Source organism: Algoriphagus hitonicola (assembly GCF_900113375.1).
Taxonomy (GTDB): Bacteria; Bacteroidota; Bacteroidia; order Cytophagales; family Cyclobacteriaceae; genus Algoriphagus; species Algoriphagus hitonicola.
The window spans coordinates 78,106-97,281 of the sequence record NZ_FOPC01000005.1 but is presented as its reverse complement, the minus strand read 5'-3'; the positions used below and the strand labels follow the sequence as shown (position 1 = coordinate 97,281).

The 19,176-nt window shown below is 41.2% G+C and carries 15 protein-coding genes; 8 read left to right on the top strand and 7 right to left on the bottom strand.

The features are described from left to right. Positions 1 to 7: 7 nt before the first annotated feature. Genes BM043_RS08345 through priA form a run of 8 tightly spaced genes read left to right on the top strand, consistent with a single transcriptional unit; the run spans position 8 to position 11,496 of the window. Entirely contained in the window at positions 8 to 1,420 is a 1,413-nt protein-coding gene (locus tag BM043_RS08345; protein ID WP_092790663.1) for a SusD/RagB family nutrient-binding outer membrane lipoprotein, read from the top strand. A 59-nt stretch (positions 1,421 to 1,479) separates the two neighbouring features. Beyond that, on the top strand, positions 1,480 to 2,778 hold the full coding sequence (locus BM043_RS08340; RefSeq protein ID WP_092790661.1) for a D-alanyl-D-alanine carboxypeptidase: 1,299 nt from the start codon (positions 1,480 to 1,482) through the stop codon (positions 2,776 to 2,778). Position 2,779: 1 nt separating this feature from the next. Continuing rightward, on the top strand, positions 2,780 to 3,319 hold the full coding sequence (locus BM043_RS08335; protein ID WP_092790659.1) for a DUF1016 N-terminal domain-containing protein: 540 nt from the start codon (positions 2,780 to 2,782) through the stop codon (positions 3,317 to 3,319). Positions 3,320 to 3,371: 52 nt separating this feature from the next. Next, on the top strand, positions 3,372 to 5,438 hold the full coding sequence (locus BM043_RS08330; RefSeq protein WP_092790657.1) for a S9 family peptidase: 2,067 nt from the start codon (positions 3,372 to 3,374) through the stop codon (positions 5,436 to 5,438). Positions 5,439 to 5,441: 3 nt separating this feature from the next. Further along, complete coding sequence (locus tag BM043_RS08325; protein WP_092790655.1) at positions 5,442 to 5,867, top strand: DUF1801 domain-containing protein; 426 nt, start codon at positions 5,442 to 5,444, stop codon at positions 5,865 to 5,867. A 34-nt stretch (positions 5,868 to 5,901) separates the two neighbouring features. Next, positions 5,902 to 6,915 (top strand): GSCFA domain-containing protein, encoded by a 1,014-nt coding sequence (locus BM043_RS08320; protein ID WP_092790653.1) that lies wholly within the window; start codon positions 5,902 to 5,904, stop codon positions 6,913 to 6,915. 29 nt (positions 6,916 to 6,944) lie between these two features. Further along, a complete protein-coding gene (locus BM043_RS08315) occupies positions 6,945 to 8,972 on the top strand; it encodes a thioredoxin domain-containing protein (protein WP_092790651.1) in 2,028 nt (675 codons plus the stop codon). 4 nt (positions 8,973 to 8,976) lie between these two features. Then, entirely contained in the window at positions 8,977 to 11,496 is a 2,520-nt protein-coding gene (gene priA, locus BM043_RS08310; protein ID WP_092790649.1) for a replication restart helicase PriA, read from the top strand. Positions 11,497 to 11,782: 286 nt separating this feature from the next. On the opposite strand, the gene BM043_RS08305 is transcribed toward priA, so the two are convergent. From BM043_RS08305 to BM043_RS08270, 7 genes are all read right to left on the bottom strand, one after another. Further along, a complete protein-coding gene (locus BM043_RS08305) occupies positions 11,783 to 12,304 on the bottom strand; it encodes a hypothetical protein (RefSeq protein ID WP_092790647.1) in 522 nt (173 codons plus the stop codon). Then, entirely contained in the window at positions 12,294 to 13,436 is a 1,143-nt protein-coding gene (locus BM043_RS08300) for a 6-bladed beta-propeller (protein WP_177188441.1), read from the bottom strand. The genes BM043_RS08305 and BM043_RS08300 overlap by 11 nt, the downstream gene beginning before the upstream one ends. 85 nt (positions 13,437 to 13,521) lie before the next feature. After that, positions 13,522 to 13,767, bottom strand: coding sequence for a hypothetical protein (locus tag BM043_RS08295; protein WP_092790643.1), 246 nt, complete (start codon positions 13,765 to 13,767; stop codon positions 13,522 to 13,524). Between the two features lie 612 nt (positions 13,768 to 14,379). Continuing rightward, the gene (locus tag BM043_RS19345; RefSeq protein ID WP_377900825.1) at positions 14,380 to 14,505 is read right to left on the bottom strand and encodes an agmatine deiminase family protein; all 126 of its coding nucleotides are present in this window, start codon (positions 14,503 to 14,505) and stop codon (positions 14,380 to 14,382) included. Continuing rightward, on the bottom strand, positions 14,498 to 16,663 hold the full coding sequence (locus tag BM043_RS08285; RefSeq protein ID WP_092790639.1) for a peptidase domain-containing ABC transporter: 2,166 nt from the start codon (positions 16,661 to 16,663) through the stop codon (positions 14,498 to 14,500). The genes BM043_RS19345 and BM043_RS08285 overlap by 8 nt, the downstream gene beginning before the upstream one ends. Next, entirely contained in the window at positions 16,647 to 17,078 is a 432-nt protein-coding gene (locus BM043_RS08280) for a TlpA family protein disulfide reductase (RefSeq protein ID WP_262481164.1), read from the bottom strand. Before BM043_RS08280 ends, BM043_RS08285 begins: the two co-directional genes overlap by 17 nt. A 779-nt stretch (positions 17,079 to 17,857) precedes the next feature. Beyond that, complete coding sequence (locus BM043_RS08270) at positions 17,858 to 19,087, bottom strand: carboxypeptidase-like regulatory domain-containing protein (RefSeq protein ID WP_092790633.1); 1,230 nt, start codon at positions 19,085 to 19,087, stop codon at positions 17,858 to 17,860. Positions 19,088 to 19,176: the final 89 nt, after the last annotated feature.

Below are 19,176 nucleotides of genomic sequence, written 5' to 3'. Positions count from 1 at the left end.
GAAAAAGATGAAATTTAAAAATAAACTATCAGCGATTTTAGGTGCATCCATTGTCTTAATGGCTTCAGCTTGTGAGTCCTTTTTGGATGTCAACGAAAATCCCAACAATCCCGAAGATGCTCCTATCTCTGGATTGATGACCAATAGCACCTATGAAACCGCGCTCAATGTCTATCGGGCAGGCAGTGCTACGAGCAATTATGTCCAGTATTTAGCTTCTCCTAACCCATCCAGTGGTTCAGATATCATGGATCAGCTGGACTTTAGCGGTACTTGGTTCAACCTTTACAATGTGATGACCGATCTCAATGAAATCATCCGCAAATCCGAAGAATCCGGTGCCAATCACTACTTGGGTGCTGGCCAGATTTTGATGGCTTTAAACTTGGGTATGACCGTTGATTTGTTTGGCGATGTTCCATTCTCAGAAAGTTTCAATTTTGAAACGGTAACCCCAGCTTACGATGATGATCAGATTCTATACGATCAAGTGATCAGTTTACTGGATCAAGGGATCGCAAACCTTCAAACTGAGTCTGCCATTTCCATCGGCGGGGATGATTTTATTTTCGCAGGAGATATTGACAGTTGGATCAAGTTTGGGAACTCCCTCAAGGCCCGGTTTCTAATTCATACCAAGGGAAGCTCCTCCTATGATGCCAACGAAGTTCTCGCGGCAGTCTCTGGAGGGTTCACTTCCAATGCTGATGATGCCCAAGTCACCTTCTTCGAGCAGCGCTTTAATCCCTGGGCCCAAGTGGCGATCAATAATGAAAACCTGCTTTTAGGAGGCTGGATTTCCGAGCAGTTTATCGAGGCATTGGACGGGACTTCCTATCCGGTAGCGGATCCTCGTCTTCCCCTTATGGTAGGCACGACGGATGATGGGGAATTTATCGGTGTGCCCAATGGTGCCGGTCGAGGAGATGCTCCCGAGCAAGGCGCAAGATCTACCCTGATCCCAGGTCAATTCTACACCTCGGAACAATCCCCCATCCTGATTGCCACCTATGCGGAACTGAAGTTTATCGAAGCCGAGGCAGCCTTGGACTCTGATCCGGGACGAGCTTATGAGGCTTACCTCTCCGGTATCGAAGCCCACATGGATATGTTGGGCGTAAGTGAAGAAGAAAAAGCGGCTTACTTGGCAGATGAAAGTGTCAGTATGGGCGCAGGTTCCTTGACTTTGGATGATATTATGAAAGAAAAATGGGTGGCCATGTTCCTTCATCCAGAAACCTGGAATGATGCCCGACGATTTGACTATGGCTACAAAGATATGACGCTACCAGCTAACCTAAATCCTAATCTAAACGGAAATTTCATTCGCCGTCTAGCCTATCCAGACAGTGAGGTTAGCCGAAACGGGGACAATGTCCCTGAGGTAACCTTACTCGATCGAATCTGGTGGGATCAGTAAAAATCAATTATTTAGTCAAGTCTCCTGCATAAGCGGGAGACTTTTTTTATTTTACACTCATGAATAGAATACTCCTAGCGCTACTGATCTTGGCATGCTCCTGCACGGCCCAAAAAATCAACAAAAGCATTCGCAAATCGGATGTTTTTGAAAAGGGGCATTTGGGTTTCATGTTAGTTGACCCAGTCAAAAACAAAACCCTCAGCGCCATCAATGAGGACAAATACTTTATCCCTGCCTCCAACACCAAGCTTTTTACTTTTTACACTTCCTACACGATTCTTGGGGATGAAAAAATCAACGGGCTGAATTACCTGGAGCGCGGGGATTCACTTATTTTTTGGGGTACGGGAGATCCGAGTTTGCTCCATCCAGATTTTCAGGACAGCACGGTCATTGACTTTTTGAGAAGCTCTGAAAAAGACCTTTATCTTGTCGATAATTTTGATCAGGTGGATGCTTTTGGACCCGGCTGGTCTTGGGATTGGTACAATGCCTACTATGCCACCGAGCGGTCGGCATTTCCGGTTTATGGCAATGTGGTACGTTTCTCCAAAGACTCCACCATGGCGGGATTTAACACTTATCCCTCCTATTTTGAGAATAAATTGATACCGGCTGTTGGGCCTCCTGATTATTTAACCTTTCGTAGAAATCGCTTCAAAAATGAGTACGAATACTTTACCCCCGCATCCAGCAAAACCTTTGAGCGGGACATTCCATTTGTGACTTCCGCAGAATTTACAAGCAAATTACTCGAAGAAAAAATAGGTAAAAAAATTACCCTGATCCAACCTTCCAATTACCTAGCATCGGAACCCCTTAAACTCCAAACCGCAGCAGCCGATAGCATTTATGCTCAAATGATGAAAATCAGTGATAATTTCCTAGCCGAGCAACTCTTACTCTTGGTCTCAGATCAACTAAACAATGAGATCAGCACAAAAGACGCGATCGATTATGCCAAAGAAAACCTGCTCAATGATCTACCCGACGAACCTATGTGGTTCGATGGTTCGGGACTTTCCGCTAGAAATATGTTTACGCCACGATCAATTATTGCCCTTTTGGGAAAAATCCGAGCGGAAGTCCCATGGGAAAAAATCCAGGCCTACTTCCCCGCAGGAGGAGAATCTGGCACGATCCGAAGTTGGTATCCTGCCGACCTGGGTCAGCCTGCCTACATTTATGCTAAAACCGGGACCCTGAGCATGTCCAGTGCATTGAGTGGATATTTGCTGACAAAAAGCGGAAAAATCCTTCATTTTTCCTGTTTGATGAATAACTATCAGATTCCCTCTAGCGAACTGAAAACGGAACTGCAAAAAGTACTTTATCTGATTCATGATCGCTATTGACATGAAAAAATCTCTGAGCCATACCGACTATCAATTACTGAAAACCGAGATTAGTAAGCTCTTGCAGGCAGGGCGAGTACAAGCCGGCCGAACAGTAAACACCATTCTTGTACAGACTTACTGGCAAATCGGAAGGCATATCGTGGAGTTTGAGCAGGGAGGCGAGGTAAAATCGGAGTATGGGACAAATCTGCTAGATCGACTTTCCAAAGATTTGAGCCTTGAGTTTGGAAAAGGATTTAGCAGGTCCAACTTATTTCAAATCCGAAACCTATATCTCAATTTCCCAAAAATCCAGACACTGTCTGGACAATTGTCGTTGAGTCATTATTGTGAAATATTAAAGTCTAATAATGAACTCGAAATCAGCTTCTACACCAGACAATACGAAAAAGAAAACTGGTCTGTCCGGGAACTCAAACGCCAAATGAAGAGCATGCTTTTTCATCGCCTGGCATGGAGTAAGGACAAAGAGGAGGTTTTAGGCAGAATACAACTGCAACCGCCTTTTGTCAGCCAATACCAACTCTATCTTCCATAAAACCAAGAACTCGCACACGAACTTGAGAAACTTCTTTCCAAAGACTACAACCATGAAAATACGCCTCCTTATTATCCTTTTCCTTTGTTCATTGCAAAGCGTCTTCTCCCAATCCTTTACCATAGAGCAAGTGGGCAAATTCACCTTTCCATCCGGACTCACAGCCGATCATTCGGGCACTCAACTTGCCTGGGTGATGTACGAGCAGGGAAAGCGGAACGTGTATTACGCCAAAGCACCGGATTTCCAACCCGAAAAACTGACCTCCTTTGATCAAGACAATGGACAGGAAATCAGCGGGCTAAGCTTCACCCCCGAAGGAAATCATTTGGTCTTTGTTCGCGGTGGAGACCATGGAGGAGGCAACGCTTCCTCCACCGTCAATGCCGATAACCTAACCAAGCTCCCTAAGGTAGAACTATTTGCTATCGACCTCCCTTCCCGAATGATCGAGGGATTTGGCGAAGGAGATAATATTCACCTGGGCAATTTCAGTGATATTTTATTTTTAAAAAATGGGCAAGTATGGAAAGCCAATGCCCATAATGTAGAAGAACCGTATCAACTCTTTGAAATCAAAGGAACTGTCAACTCCATGGAATTTTCTCCAAATGGAAAAAGCTTGGCCTTTACTGTCAACAGGAGTGGTCATCAGTTGATCGGAATATATCGAGACTCAGAGACTCCGATCCAGTTTATCGCGCCCTCCTTTCACCGATATTCCCAGCCCAAATGGTCTCCGGACGGAAGCAAAATCGCTTTTATCAAAACCCTTGGTGGAACAGGAGCAGCCTATCCCCTTTTAGAACCTCGGCACAGTCCATGGGAAATCTGGCAAGCGGATGTAGCAAGCGGAAAAGCCGAGATGCTCTGGAAAGCACCGGAAACCCTCCCCGGTTCTTATCGCTATTTCTTTTTCTCCTATCCCAATGAAAACGAATTGGTGTTTGAATCCTACCACGACGGCTGGCAGCACCTATATAGCTTGGATTTGGAGACTAAAGCTGAGACTCTTTTGACTCCCGGAGACTATATGGTCGAACAGATCAACATCAGTCCTGATGGTAAAAAGGTGTTATTTTCCGCCAATTTTGGTCCCACAAAAGAAGATCAAGACCGCAGACATATTGGCACGGTAGAGTTAGCTAGCAAAAAACTAACTTGGGAAACCGATGGAAAAGGAATCGAAGCCTATCCGGTTGCATTGTCAGAAAATGGTTTGGCTTATTTTTCGGCTACCGCCCAAAGACCACACCTAGTCACCATAAAAAAAGAGAATGAAACTAAACTCCTTCAAGCCGATTTGATTCCCTCTGATTTCCCTGAAGATAAATTAGTCACCCCAAAACAGGTACAATTCACCGCGCCTGATGGCACCACCGTATTTGGGCAGCTATTCGAAAAAGAAGGTGGTTCAGCAAAAAAGCCCGGCATCGTATTTATCCACGGCGGTCCGCAGCGACAGATGCTATTAGGCTGGAGTTATATGGACTATTACACGAATACCTATGCCTTGAACCAATACTTGGCAGAGATGGGATTTGTGGTACTTTCGGTCAATTTCCGACTGGGGATCGGCTATGGTTATGACTTTCACCGACCTGCAAATGCCTATTATCAGGGAGCGGTTGAATACCAAGATATCAAGGCTGGAGGAGAATATCTTGCCAACTTGTCCCAAGTGGATGCGAACAAAATTGGAGTTTATGGAGGAAGTTACGGTGGCTATTTGACCGCATTAGCCTTGGCACGAGATTCGGATTTATTCAAGGTGGGTGTGGATATTCATGGGGTACATGACCTAGATAGCCGCTATGAATTACCAGAAGGATACGAAGTTGCACCAGATTACGAGGAAGCTAAAAAAATCGCATGGGAATCCTCCCCAATCGCCGATTTAGATACTTGGACCAGCCCGGTGCTGTTCATCCATTCGGATGATGATCGCAATGTCAACGTAGCTCAAACGACCAATTTGATCAGACGCTTTGACGAACTGAAAAAGCCCTACGAGTCCATCCTGATCCCCGGAGACACACATCACTGGATGAAGTGGGAAAATATGATCCGCGTTTCCAATGAAACCGCCAACTTTCTGAAAAAGCACTTAATGGACTAAATCATGGCAGAAAACAAAACCCAACCTACCAATGCTTCTGTAGCAGATTTCCTCAATCAAGTAGAATCTTCCAAAAAACGGGAAGATGCATTCCGCATCAAAGAAATCATGGAAGAAGTTACCGGCGAAAAAGCCGTCATGTGGGGAGATTCTATCGTTGGATTTGGGCAGTATCACTACAAATATGAAAGCGGTCGGGAGGGAGATTTTCTGATTGCGGGTTTTTCCCCGCGCAAAACTTCCCTTTCCATTTACCTGCTTGGTTGTATGGAAAAAAGTTTTGATAAGCTTTTTGCCAAGCTCGGAAAACACAAAACAGGAGCTTCCTGCTTGTATATCAATAAACTCGCCGATGTAGATGAGGTGGTTTTGCGTCAATTGATTAGGGAATCCTACGACTGGATGAAAACAAACTATCCGACTAAATAAACCATCAGGGATCAAGAATTCTTAAATTCATATCATGAATTGGTTTACTTCCTTTGAAATTCCACCAGCCGACTTTCCCATTTCCCATCAGTCTAAAATCCTGAGTATGGGTTCCTGTTTTGCGCAGGTGATTGGTCAGAAAATGCTGGAAAGCAAATTTGACGTGTTAATCAATCCCTTCGGAACGATCTTTCACCCTAGCATACTCGCTAAGCTGCTGGATCACACACTTTTTCAGGACCCCTTGGAGCCATCGGGAATTTTGCAGCGGGAAGGGCTATTCTTTCATTATGCGGTACATTCGGATTTGAATGGAAAAAGCGCTTTGGAACTGGAGGAAAAATGGAACCAACAAATTCAAAAAACCCACGAATACTTCAAAAAAAGTTCACACTTGATTCTGACTTTTGGCACTGCCTGGATTTATGATCATCAGGACTTTGGGTCGGTTGCCAATTGCCACAAACAACCTCAGAAACTCTTTCAAAAGAATCTTTCTTCCCTAGAAGGTATGACGTTTGATTTGGCCAAGGTCCTAGATAATTTTTCCCGAGTTTTTCCTCAGCTCAACATTATCCTTACTGTCAGTCCGGTTCGCCATATCAAGGACGGCATTCCCGAAAATCAGTTGAGCAAAAGTCTTCTTCGTGTACTCTGCCATGAATTGGAAAAGAAATTTGAATCTGTCAGCTATTTCCCTTCTTATGAAATCATGATGGATGAATTACGGGATTATCGTTTTTACAAAGAAGACCGGATTCATCCGACAGATGAGGCCGAAAACTACATTTGGGAGCGATTTTCAAGTACTTTCTTTTCAAAAGAAACCCGAGAAAAAGTCTCTGAAATTGAAAAAATCCAACGAGAATTGGGGCATCGGCCTTTGAATCCAGAAAGTGATGCTCATCGGAAGTTTCTCCAAAACCTCTTGATCAAACTGGAACGAATGAGTACTGAATTTGATTTTTCAAATGAGATCAAGAAAATAAAAACTACGCTTAACGAACGGGAAAATCCCTTCGACTCCGTTCATGGTGACACCGATTAAGCTCTTTTCAACAATGAAACTTTACCACCATGCCCAATAGACTTATCCATTCCCAAAGCCCTTACCTACTCCAGCACGCTCATAATCCTGTAGACTGGTATCCTTGGGGACCCGAGGCTCTGAAGAAAGCAGAAGTGGAAAACAAACCGATTCTCGTTTCCATCGGTTATTCGGCCTGTCATTGGTGTCATGTGATGGAGCGGGAGAGTTTTGAAGATGAGCTCACCGCCGAGTTGATGAATGAGCGCTTTGTCTGCATCAAAATCGACCGGGAAGAGCGGCCTGATCTGGACAATATTTACATGGATGCGGTACAAGCCATGGGCCTTCAGGGTGGCTGGCCATTGAATGTATTTCTGATGCCCAATCAGAAGCCTTTTTATGGAGGTACCTATTTCAAAAATGAGCAATGGACGCGTCTCTTGGCCAATATTGCCGATGCCTTCAAAAAGCATCCGGATCAGTTGGCCGAGAGTGCCGAAGGATTTGGTCATAGCCTGAATCGCTCTGAAATCGAAAAATATGGCATTCGGGTGAGTGAAGAACAAGCCAATCCCGATGACCTGATCAAAATCATCTCCAAACTCAGCCCTCAGTTTGATCCGGAATGGGGCGGATTGAAACGGATCCCCAAGTTTCCCATGCCATCCATTTGGGATTTTGTATTGGATTATGCGATCATTGCGCAGCGGAAGGATTTAAAAGAACGCGTTTTTTTTACACTCAAGAAAATCGGAATGGGCGGGATTTACGATCATCTCCGCGGTGGATTTTCTAGGTATTCGGTCGATGGAGAATGGTTTGCGCCGCACTTCGAAAAAATGCTTTACGATAACGGCCAACTGCTGGAATTGTATGCCAAAGCCTATCAGGTAAGTAAAGAACCTCTTTTTATCGAAAAAATCACTGAAACCGTCAACTGGCTCGAAACCGAAATGCTCACCGAAGAAGGTGGATTTCATGCCGCACAGGATGCTGACAGCGAAGGAGTCGAAGGGAAATTTTACACTTGGCGCTATTCCGAACTCGAAAAACTGGTCGGGGATGAAATGCCTTGGTTTCGGAAGTTGTATAACCTTAAAATCCACGGAAATTGGGAAGAAGGTGTCAATATTCTTTTTCAGACCGAAGATTATTCAAAAGTAGCTTCAGACTTCAAAATGGAGGATTCGGAGCTTTTATCTAAGCTGGATACGATCAAGAAAAAGCTACTTGTGGTACGAAATAAGCGGATTTTTCCCGGCAAAGATGATAAAATCATCTCTGGCTGGAATGGGCTGATGAGTTCTGGTTTGCTTCAAGGTTTTATCGCGACGGGAGAAAAAAGGATGCTTAACTTGGGGTTGAAAAATCTGGATTTCATCCAGGAAAAAATGATCATCGATGGGACACTTCATCGTAGCTACAAAAACGGTAAAGCTTACACTCCTGCCTTTTTGGAGGATTATGCGGCGGTAATCAAAGCTGCACTTCGCGCTTTTGAAATCAACGGTAAGAAAAAATACTTGGATTTGGGCAAAAAACTCACAGATGATTGTCTACTGCATTTCTTTGATGAGGCCGATTCCCTGTTCTTTTTCAACAATCCCAAAGCCGAAAAACTCATTGCCAACAAAAAGGAGCTCTTCGACAATGTGATTCCAGCTTCGAATTCCATTATGGCCCGCAATCTCCACCGGCTGTCGCTTTTCACCTATGAGGATCACTATGCTTTGATTTCCCAGAAAATGCTAAACCAAATGAGGGAATTGATTCTCAAAGAACCCGGATTTCTCTGCAATTGGGCGAGTTTATTGTTGGAAACTGTTGTTCCCACCGCTGAGGTTGCCATCGTCGGAAAAGGTGCCCAAAAATTGGCCGGTGAGCTCCTCAAAAAACATCCTTCCAATTTGATCGTGGCTTGGTCAGAAAAAATGACAGAAAGTGCCCCGATTTTGACCGGAAAAACTCCCGATTCGACCGGAAATGCCTTAATTTATGTTTGCTTTGATCATGCTTGCCGCCGGCCGGTCAGCACCATAAAAGAAGCACTCGACCAATTGCCTTATTTAACCTGATTCCGTGCAAAGCCTTTTTGGAGACGAAGATTTTAGCCCACAGTCCGCATCACTTTCTTTTGCGGATGTGATTTTGCCGGTACCCATCCCGAGGATGTTTACCTACAAAATTCCCCGCAATCTGCTTTCAGAAATTCAGATTGGGGCGAGGGTCATTGTCCAGTTTGGCCGAAAAAAAATCCTCACCGGAATCATCGGCAAAGTACACAACAAGGCCCCTCAGGCTTACGAAGCCAAGCCCATCCTGGAGGTACTCGATATTCAGCCCTCTGTCAATCCGCTTCAGATTCGGTTTTGGGTATGGATGTCGGAATATTACTGCTGCCATATCGGGGAAGTCATGTTTGCGGCATTGCCTTCGGGGCTTCGGCTTTCCAGTGAATCCAAAGTCCAATCCAATCCTAATTTTGATCGGGAAAATGCCTCCTACCCCATGGATGAGCGCGAGGATAAAATATTAGATGCGCTTGAACAAAATTCGGAATTAAGCTACGAAGATTGCGAAAAAGTACTGGGCATCAAGACGATTCATCCGATTCTGAAAAGTTTGGTAGCCAAAGAAGCTATTTTGATTTTTGAAAAAGTCCAAGAAAAATATACCCCAAAAATTGAAACTCGGGTACGGCTTACCGCAGAATTTGTCTCCGATAGAAAAATCCTCGAAACCCTATTTGAGGAACTAGCCAAAAAGCCTAAACAGGAATCTATCCTGCTTAAATACTTGAGAGATGTGCCCATTTTCAATTCTCCAGAATTGAATGAAAAAGGGCTGGACAAATCCAAACTTTTGGAAGAGGGAGATTCGGAAAGTTCCCTGAAAACCCTGATCAAAAACGGGGTTTTCGAGAGTTTTAAGAAACTCATCAACCGAATCGGCGAAGTGGAACCTGAAAAGGAAGCAGCCAAACTCTCCACTTCTCAAGCGCAGGCAGTACAAGAAATCAAGGGTCATTTTGAGGATAAAAATACCGTGTTGCTCCACGGAATTACGGGGAGTGGAAAAACCGAAATTTACATTCAACTCATTCGGGAAGTACTCGAGAGCGGCTCTCAGGTTTTGTTGCTCCTTCCGGAGATCGCCTTGACCACGCAGATTGTGAATCGACTGCAGCAGGTATTTGGATCTAAAATGGGCGTTTATCATTCCAAATACTCGGATAATGAGCGTGTTGAAGTTTGGAATGGCGTTTTGAGCGGGCGCTTTTCATTTGTGGTCGGCGTGCGCTCATCGATTTTTCTTCCTTTTGATTCCTTGGGGTTGATTATCGTGGATGAGGAGCATGAGTCGAGCTACAAGCAGTTTGACCCGGCACCGCGGTTTCAGGCACGGGATGCGGCGATCATGCTCGCTTATTTTCATCAGGCCAAAACGCTGTTGGGTTCGGCTACTCCTTCCTTTGAAACTTACTACAATGCCAGCAAAGGAAAATACGGCTATGTACAGTTGACTTCACGCTTTGGCGAATCGGCTTTACCAGAATTTCACCTCGCAAATCTAGCTGCTGACCGAAAGAAAAATCTGCTCAAACTGGATTCGACTCGCCTGCTCAGAGAGAAAATCCAAGAGGCTTTGGGCAAAAACGAGCAGGTACTCATTTTCCAAAATCGCCGTGGTTATTCGCCTTATATCCAATGCGAAGACTGCGGCTGGACCGGGCAATGTGTGCAGTGTGATGTAAGCCTGACTTACCATCAGTTTGCCGAGGAACTCCGCTGTCATTACTGCGGATACAAGGAAAAGGTCCCGAGCGACTGTTCAGCTTGCGGCAGCACACAGCTCAGCACCATGGGAATGGGAACCGAGCGGATAGAGGAATCGTTGATTTTACTTTTTCCCGAAGCTCGGATGGGGAGAATGGACCTGGATACCACCCGAAGCAAATATGGCTATCAGCGGATTTTGGATGAATTTAGTGCAGGGCAGATCGATATTTTGGTGGGGACACAGATGATTACCAAAGGCCTGGATTTTGGGCGGGTGACAGTGGTAGGAATTTGGGACGGAGATCGGATTTTAAATTTTCCGGATTTTCGAGCCGGAGAACGTGCCTATCAGCAGATCACTCAAGTAGCGGGAAGAGCGGGTCGACGAAGCGAAAAAGGTCAAGTCGTCATCCAAAGCAGAAATCCGGAGCATCCGCTTTTTGAGCAGGTGATCCGGGGAGACTACGATGCTTTTTTCCGAAAGGAAATGATGGACCGAAAGCAATTTTTCTATCCTCCCTATGTCAAGTTGGTCAAAATCACTACCCGACACAGCGATCATAAGACTGCGGAAAAAGCGGCCATTGCTCTCCATCGACAAATGGCTCAAATCGCCGTGAAAAAGATTGTCTTGGGTCCCGAAAAAGGACTGATCGGTCGTATCAAAAATCAGTATCAGTTTGAAAGCCTGATCAAGCTGGAGCGCTCCGGAACCACCCAAACGACATTTAAAGAAAAATTGGGGGAGATTTTACAAGAGCTTCAAGCCATTCCGGCTTTTCGTTCTGTTCGGTGGATTGTGGATGTGGATCCGAGTTGATTTACTTCTAATAAGATGGTGTTGGTTTTTGTAAGAAATCGTATTTTATCGATACAATCAGTAAAATAAAATCAAAATGTAATATGGAGCAGAATAGAGGTCCAAGTCAAAAACTTCTAATAGCCATAGGAAATAGTTAGAAATAAATTTATATTATTTGATTTCTTACAACAGAAATAAATGGAAATAACCAATGCTTTAGAAAAACTCTATATAAATTGGTAAATAATCATAATTAAAAGCATTAATATTCTAATGTTCACTATTCAAATTTTAATAATCACAATCATTCTATCATAACCTTTAGAAATTTAAAATAATTTCTAACTTTCAAGTCATCTCCCTGCTCAAAGACTTCAACACAGGAAAGGGTTCCATTTTTAATTAAGCCTAATTTCGGATAAAATTCATGAGGGTTAACAATGTCAAAATCCAAATTATTGAATACATCTATACTATCTGCATTAATGACGTTTCTCAAAGAAAATCTAATTTCCCTATTCTTAATATTTTCATTTTTTATTACAATAATTTTATTCAAGTTATATTCTGAATAAAAAAGGGCTAATTCATCTGTCAAATATTCAAAACAATTAAAACAAGAAGATTTGGGTAAAACAAATAGAACACCATTGATATTTTTCGAAAATTTATTTTCAAAAGTAAAATAAAATCCATCTTTATTTTCCAAACCTTCAGCTATTAATCGACTTAAGTTATCAACTTTTTCAAAAGAAGAATCACCAATTGAATCTTTTTCAGAACAACCTAATAGCATAAATAAAAGAATTATAAAGTTATTTTTCATGGAATAAAATGATAATTGGATTATCGCCTTCTTTTATAGTTTCGAATCCTTCAATTTGATCCAAAACACCTCCTTCTAATGGTAAAGAAATATATCCATACCCATTACCAAAAGAGCCAATCCGCATCTCTTCATCTACGTTAAAAATAAATTCTCTATCTTTCAATTTTAATTTTATTTTTTGACCAGAAGACAAACTATTATCCGTTTTATTATAAATTGATATAAATGGCTTTCCAGAGTTGAAAAACCGATAAATAAGATACTCATTAGTTTGGACAATATTACCGACATTAAATGATTTATCTGTAGAATTAATAAAGGTAAATACATCCACGATTGTGGAGTAACCCCTATTCGTTAAATCTTCTTCTAAAACCTTTTTATCCTCAAAATCAATTACATACTCTACCTCTGGCACTCCATTTTTATCAATGTAATAAATTGAATCATTAAAAGAATTTACAAAATTTAAACCCTCTCGATTTGTAGCAGAAAAATAATCACTTCTATTGATGTGTAAATATTTGGATTTTTCCTCATTAAAAGGAAGATAAGATTCCTGAAACGAATAGCCAGTAGCTAAATTATTACCGGAAAATCTTAACAGAGAATTTGGCTTATCAGTAGACCTCATATAGCCAGGGCTACCTAATAATTGCTCTTTTGTTCTTTCGATACCAAATAGAGGAAAACCCAAATTGTGTTTTATTTCAAAGTTAAAATCATAATCAAACTGAAGAATATTTCTATTATTTGAATCATAAATCCAAATCCTATTTTGTTCAGGCAATAAAATGATATCAGTTAAATTTTTAAAGTTATTAGGACCATCAATACCTTTTTCAATCTTTGAAAGGAATTTACCAGTCCTATCAAATTTGTAAACTGCCCCTCCACCTTTTATAAATAAATATTCATCCGCTACAACTTTATATACATAATCAATAATTGAAGAATCACTAGTTTCCAAAGGTATTATTTCACTTATCTCGAAATAGTTATTGAATTCGACAACATCATTAATAGATGGTAAACCTTGGACTATTTTAGTATAATTCAGTTCTTTTTCTCCTGAAGGGTTACATCCTACCATTAAAATAAAGAATAAAATAAAAATGTATTGCTTCATGATTGACATTTAATGATTCGGTTTGAATATGATGAAATACAAGCTGTCTCTAAACTTAACCATTGAGACAGCTTGATTTTTTTATCTAGCACTTTGCAGCAGGGCAATAGTCACTGTTGGTATCAGCACAACAATAACGAGTACCAGATTCATTTCCCATAAGCGGTCCACAAGGTGGACAAGGCTCTTCGAGGGTTTGTGCTTGAGAGGTTGAAATGAGATTCTGTGAAATCATTCCAACCGAGCTGTTTGACCCTATCAAGTCAAATCCAAGGATTCCCATAAAAGAAAGTCCAAGCATGATCGATAAAACTTTTAGTTTTTTCTTCATATTCTAATTTTGTAAGTTGAAAATAATTAAATTAATTGTTGATTTTAAGTATTCTAGTTCATACTTCCAAATCCCTTAGGATCAAACCCTTGCAATTCTTAGAAAAGTACAAGCTGAAAATGAGATTTTTCGGAATATTCTTTTGAATTTTTAGGTTTTACCCCCCCCATATTCCTCTGTTTATTTGGCTAGATTGTTAACTGATAAAATAATCAATCGTATTTCAACTATTTTTAAATTATTTTCGATTCTTGGAAAAATCAAACGGTGAATTTAATGGAAGTCCCATGCAATGGAACTGGGGCGGAGTCGCTCAACTCAGAAAAAAAATTCAAACTTCTGATTCTTGTATTGAGAATAGGCGAAACAGAGGACTTCTGCCTTCAAAAATAAATCACAAAATTTTCACGGATTCTTGTTTTATCTGTAGAAATCCAATTTTCAGCTTTCTGACTTAAGCTTTTTACTTTCACTTTAACTCCCAGAATCCAAGGGTTTACACAGATTATTGACCGGACTACAAACTGCCAGCTTCGATATACGCTACTCTCGTAGCTCCAGTGTTCAGCCTGACAAAATTGGCTACTGCCAACTGAGACTGATCACCACCTACTAAACAGCCGGTTCCTGCTGACTCAAGCAATGAAATGATCCGAGCCCCCAGATGATATCTGTGCTGTCGATGCCGATTACCAGCATATTTAGAAAATATTTAGTCAAAACATCCTCCTCAAGCACTAGTCAAATCACGAACACTTGCTGTGAGTAGATTTTCTCTTTGCAAGAGTAGCTGAGGTGAACCTACCTCCACCAGTTTACCCTGATCCAATATCAACACTTCGTCTGCAAGCAAGGCAGGTCGGATTCGGTGCGTCACGACCAAGATAGCAATCTCTTCCTTTAGCTTCAGGATCAAGTCAAGCATTTTTTGCTCGGTCATCCGATCCATGGCTCCGGTGAATTCATCCAGCAGAAGTACCTTAGGACGTTTGATCAAAGCCCTGGCAATGCCTACCAGCTGCTTTTGGCCTCCCGATAGATTCACTCCTTCTTCTCCCACCTGAGTAAAATAGCCCTGAGGCATCCGCTCGAAAAACTCACGCAAGCCCAACTCCTGACATCGTCGGACAACCTGTTCAAAACTAGCCGGATTGGGTTCCAAGCTGAGATTATACCCCAGACTCCCGTTGAAAATTTTGATCTCCTGAGGTACGTAGCCTACTCGTTCTCGCCAGCCGTTTTTAGAAATATCTTGCAGTAACCTATCCCCATTGATCAGGATAGATCCCGATTCGGGGGGATAAAAACCCATCAAAACTTGTAAGAGTGTACTTTTACCACCCCCGGATTCGCCCAACAGTACGCTCAACTTTCCTTGCTTCAATTCAAAACTCAGCCCGTCAAAGAGAAGTTTTCTACCTGGAAAGCGGAAACTCAAGTTCTCCACCTGAATCCGGTTTACCGCCTCAGGAATCTCCACCCCCTCTTCTACCTGCTCCTTTTTTATCTGTACAAACTCGTAAAGTCTATCCCCCGCGATCTGTGCCTCCTGAATTTGAAGATTAGCAAGGGCCAGCTTGTTCACCGCTGGCACCAGCATGCCCAGCATTCCGCTGATGGCCACCAAGACTCCCAACTCCATTTGATTTTGTGCCACCAAATAGCAGCTTGTGCCCAAAACAGAAACCAAAAAAACCACACCCGCCAGTTGGGACACCAAGCCTAAGCGATTGCTGACTTGTCCTAAGGCAAAAGCATCATCCTGAAATCTATGGTAGGCACTTTGATTAACTTTCAAAAACAGCCCCTCTTTGGATTCTCCTTTGACGGCTCCTATACCGGTCAGAGTATCAATAAAGGCTGATTCTGAACCCGAATAACTCACCATCAGTGCTTTCTGCCCCTTCTTGATCGGCTTGTGGAATCCAAACACCAGAATAAAATAAACCGGCAGAAAAATAGCCACCAAACTTCCAACCTCCCAAGAGTATAAGGTAATCGAAACCATGGACACAATTACCACAAAGGAATCCACCATCAGTTCGGTAGTCAAGACCGATACCGCCCGCTGAATGCGGCGGGAATCATTCATCCGCGAGGTGATGTCCCCGACTTTTCTGGAGTCGAAAAACACCTTGGGCAATCCCAGCAACTGCTCAAAAAATCCGCTAATCAGTCGGAGATTCAATTCTTTGCTTTGACGCACCAAAATGGACGCACGCAGGTAGCTGAGTACCGATCTACCTATCAAAAGGACTAAAAGCAATACCAGGCCCAGGCTAAGCTTTTGCCAGGCTTGATTGGGCAGAAACTCATCGATGAGTTTTTGGGAAAATACTGCCACAGCCAGCCCCAAAACGGTCACGATCAACCCCAGAAAACCCGAAATCAACAAAATCGGTAAATCCGGACGGATCAAGTCTAGGATCCATTTTCTCTTTCTTTGACGGCTACTTTCCGATGTCTCAAAAACAGATCCGGGCTGGATCAAAACCAGCGTCCTGCTTTGCCAGATCTCCAAAAGTTCCTCCGCCGTGAGCAAGCGAGTTCCCAAAGCCGGATCCATCATCTGATACCGGTCTCCCTTTTTGCCATAGCATGCCATAAAGTGGCTCAATTTCTGATCAATGACTACATGAAGAATGACAGGAAACTCAAGGTTATCGAGGTAATTGATTTGCTTTACACGGAAAGCATCGCCTTCCATCCCCAGCTGCCGAGCTGCTTCCACCAAACCCAAAACCGTCGTACCCTGAATAGCTGTGCCACTAAGATGACGCAGATGCTCCAACGAACACTCCCCACCAAAATACCGAATCACCGAAGCCAGGCAGGCCACCCCACAGTCAGAACTCGCCTGCTGCAAGACCACAGGCATTTTAGCGGGAGCGATCATGGGCTTTTTGGATGGAAAGATTCAAGTCTGACACGGATACCGCACCCAAGGTATAATCCACTAGATTACCTTCAGCATCATAGACAAACGTAGCGGGGACTCCGGTCAATCGAAAGGCATTGGCCAGTCTAAAAAGTGTATCAGAATAGAAGCGGTGCGTATCCAATCTATCAAGGCTATAGTGTGCAGCAAATTTTTTGACCTCCTCAAGCGACTCGGAGGAAACCCATAAAAACCGCGTGAGCGTATCCGCTCTAAATTTACTCTCAATTAACTCAGCCTCAGACTGACAGATCGGACAGGAGGAATTGAAGTAGATTAAAACAGAAGGGATATCAGTTGTAATATTCCTTAAGCTTGCATTATTACCGTCCAAATTTTTTATGATTAAATTTGGAAACTCTATGAACAACATCTTTCGATTAAATTGATAGGAAAATTGCCTATAAATGAGAATAAAACATAATAAAACCACTAAATACAATGATAATAAAATAAACTTTCTAGTGTCCATATTTATTTAAACAAGTAGTATATTAAATAGAAATAAGTAGCCAAAAAACTAAGAACATACCATAAAAAATAATATACGAAAGAATCAACCAAATAGAATTTTTATGGGAAAGATTATGTTGGATTCGAAATAAATAATATAATGAAAAGATAAACAATAATTGAAAAATATTAATTCTGGACCAAATAGGGTAAAATTTATTAAGATCAGAACTAGGATTCAAAAAATTCAAGAAACTTAAGGGATAAAAATGCAATATGTCGTTTTTAACTAAGGGTGGACAATATAATAAAAGAATAACTGAATAGATTAAATCACCAAAAATAACAAAAAGATAGGAGGCTAATATACTTTTCATGATGTGTAATGGAGCAACTATTACATTTAGAATATATGATATCAAATAAATAAGTCCTGTAACAATTCCACTTTTTACCATTAGCCATAATGGAGAAAAAGCATCCACAGTCAGATTAATCATGAATCTAGTTTTGCTCCCTTTTCTAAAATTATCATTAGGAACTTCAAGACCTACTTCATTCAAATATACCAATTCAGACCATACAAGATGGTTGTAGATTAGTGTTGAAATTAAATTGAGTGCAGCAACAATGATAAAAATTCTCCAAAAAGACTGACTCGCGAATTCATTTATTGGTGATAGAAAGTGAGACATATACTTAATTATTGGAATTTAATTTTTCTAAATCCCGTACCATTTTTTGGTATTCAAGTGAATCCGGGATAAAATTATAAGACTTCCAAAAAGCAGAATCATAGGGAATATCTAAATCTCTTAGTTCAGCTTTCCATTCTAGTTTATTTTTATTTTTGATCTTCTCAAAAAAACGCTTATTGTCAAAAACTTCATTTACCCAAAGTTCCATTTTTAATACTTGAATACCGCTTTTCGAATCTGAATCTATAGCAGCCAAGTTTTCTGTACCTTGAGAAAAAAACCTAGACAAATAATATCTATCATTAACTTTACGATACTCCACGATCGAATAATTAGAAAGTGCCTTTTTCAAAAAGAGATCCTTTGTTAAAAGATCAGTTGGCACTCGGGTCATCTCTATGGATATTACAGCATAATCTGTTAAATTGACTAAAAAGAACCCATTGGTCGAAAACATCCCAGTTGGTGCAGAAAAAGAAATTTTCGCAACGGGTTCCATCCCATTTTTAAAAATTGAATCAACCTTAAAATCAAAAAAGCTTAACAAATCTTTATTTATACCCCTAAAATAAGATGGTTCTCGATGGTATCTTCTCAAGATATCTCTAAAATTCAAACTGATTAAAAAGTCATTTTCATCAGTTAAAAATAAGGCAAATATTTTCCGCATTAAACTTTCTTCAACGAAATTTTTACTCTTGCGAAGATTATATACTTCAATTTTTCTTCTTAATGGATCTGATCTATAGGAAAAGTCATTTATTCCAATTGCCGCATCTAAAAATCTAACGTAATTATCATCTCTCAAAACAGATTCTCTATAATATGCTTTTAGTAAATGTTGTTTATTCGGATAGTTTTGTTTTATCCTTGAAAATGCATTTTGCATAATCTGCAATGAGGAATCAGCCTCGATTAATACTTCTTGCAAAAAATATGGATCCTGATCCATTCTTATTGTCATGTTATCTGAAACCTCAGAAATTAGAATCTCTACAGGTTTATAACCGATAATTTGAAATATAATTGATGTAAAATCACCATCGAAGGTAAAAATAAAGTTTCCCTCTTCATTTGAAAATGTCCCCTGATTACTATCTCTTATATAAATTGAAACATTTTCTATAGAGGAATTGTCTTTGGAATCCACAACTTTTCCCCATATTTTTGAAGTTTGTGAATATACCTTCAAGGGGAAAAAAAAAATAACAAAAACTACGATATATTTCACCTATAACTTTTTAATAGTTTACAATACTTAATAACTTCATAAATATAAATAACCTCGGGGCAGACCCCGAGGAATTTTCTAGATTCAAG